Here is a 1,429-nt window from a genome sequence, read left to right as displayed (position 1 = left end):
GGAACAACCCTGTAGGACTGATGGATCCGTGGGGTCTGAAGCCGATGTCGCCGGATGAGTTCCAGAAATACTCTAGGGATAAATTCTGGAAAGATTTTCGGGATTATGTTGCTGCTGGTGCCATGCTCGTTGTGGGTCTTGCTCTGACGGCTGCTGCTGTGGCGACGGGACCGTTGGGTATGGTGCTGCTGGGCGCTGCATCGGGTGCTCTGATGAGCGGCGGCATGTCGGTGATTACCCAGAAGATGGAAGGTAAGGATGTTGATTGGGGTGTTGTTGGTCGAGATGCTCTGATTGGCGGTCTTGCCGGTGGTGCCGGTGGTGTAGTCGGCGGTATTTTTGCGAAGGGCGCTACTGTGGCAAAGGGCCTAGCAACGGCAGAGAAAGCGGGTAAAATCTCTCGTGTTGTACAAATGGGTGTGAAAGCATCGGATAAAATCAACGCTGGTATTGCCCGTATAGGAAACACCAAGCTTGTCTCTGCGTTCAGGAATAGTAAGTTTATTAATGGGGCGAGTAATTGGGTTGGTAACAAACTCTACGGTAAAACCTTCGAAGGCGGCGTTGATGAACTTGGTGCTAAGGTAATAGGCAGCGGGCTCCAAGAAGGCGTAAAAGATGGTACATCTTCTTCGGTGAAATATGCCGCAACAACTGATAATTGGAATGGTACAGACCAACTATCGGCTTTTGGCATGGGATTTACTGGTGGTTTTGTATTTGGTGCAGTTGGTGGTGGTGCGAACCAAGGGATGACTGCTTCATCAGATTTAGCAAAAGAAACAGGAAAAACAGTCAGCAAATTAAATAACCCCTGGACTCGTAATTACGCTAATGACTGGATTACTAGTAATGGTGCTGATGCCATATCTATCGGTTTAGACCAAAAGATGAGTCCGGAAGAGAAGGCCCAGAAGATGGTTCAGAAGGTTGGGGTGAACACAGCCAAGTCTGCTTTTACTGCCGGGGCTAAAACATATGGAGGGAAGATTAAAGATGCTCGGGAAAATGCGTCAACACCAAGTGGTGATCTTCAAACTGGGTCGGCAGGAACGGTAGTCTCTGATGAGTGACGGACTAATCTATGGAATCATCTGCGTCACGTTTGTAGCAACAACATTCTGGCTCTCAGCCGTGTTTGAAGGACGTCGGCGTGAGCGTGAGCAGAAAATCCAGCAGATAGTAGAAGAAGCCTCTGACCCTCGGGCTGTGGTGCGGGTGTTGGCGTCGGTGCGGTTACAAGCGTCGTGGTTCATGAAAATGCTCTTATGGGTAGCGCTTATTATGCTGGCGCTTCTTCTGTACGCCACGATCCAGCTAAGAATCAGCGGGGTACCTCTAGACACGGGAGACTGGGTTAGCGCAGGGCTACTTATAGTCTTTACTCCTGGTGCTGTGTGGGGTTTGTGGGTGTGCAGGGTCTCGTACC

2 pseudogenes are annotated in these 1,429 nt (G+C 50.2%); both read left to right on the top strand.

Features of this window, described 5'->3' with window-relative positions:
• Nucleotides 1-1,073, top strand: a pseudogene (locus HMPREF2981_RS11055) (hypothetical protein); the annotation flags it as partial.
• Nucleotides 1,066-1,429, top strand: a pseudogene (locus HMPREF2981_RS04670) (DUF4175 domain-containing protein); the annotation flags it as partial. The pseudogenes HMPREF2981_RS11055 and HMPREF2981_RS04670, both read left to right, overlap by 8 nt.

It is taken from the genome of Rothia sp. HMSC069C01 (genome assembly GCF_001814655.1).
Classification (GTDB): Bacteria; Actinomycetota; Actinomycetes; order Actinomycetales; family Micrococcaceae; genus Rothia; species Rothia dentocariosa.
Note: the sequence above shows the minus strand (reverse complement) of the source record. Positions and strands in the feature narration are given on the sequence as shown.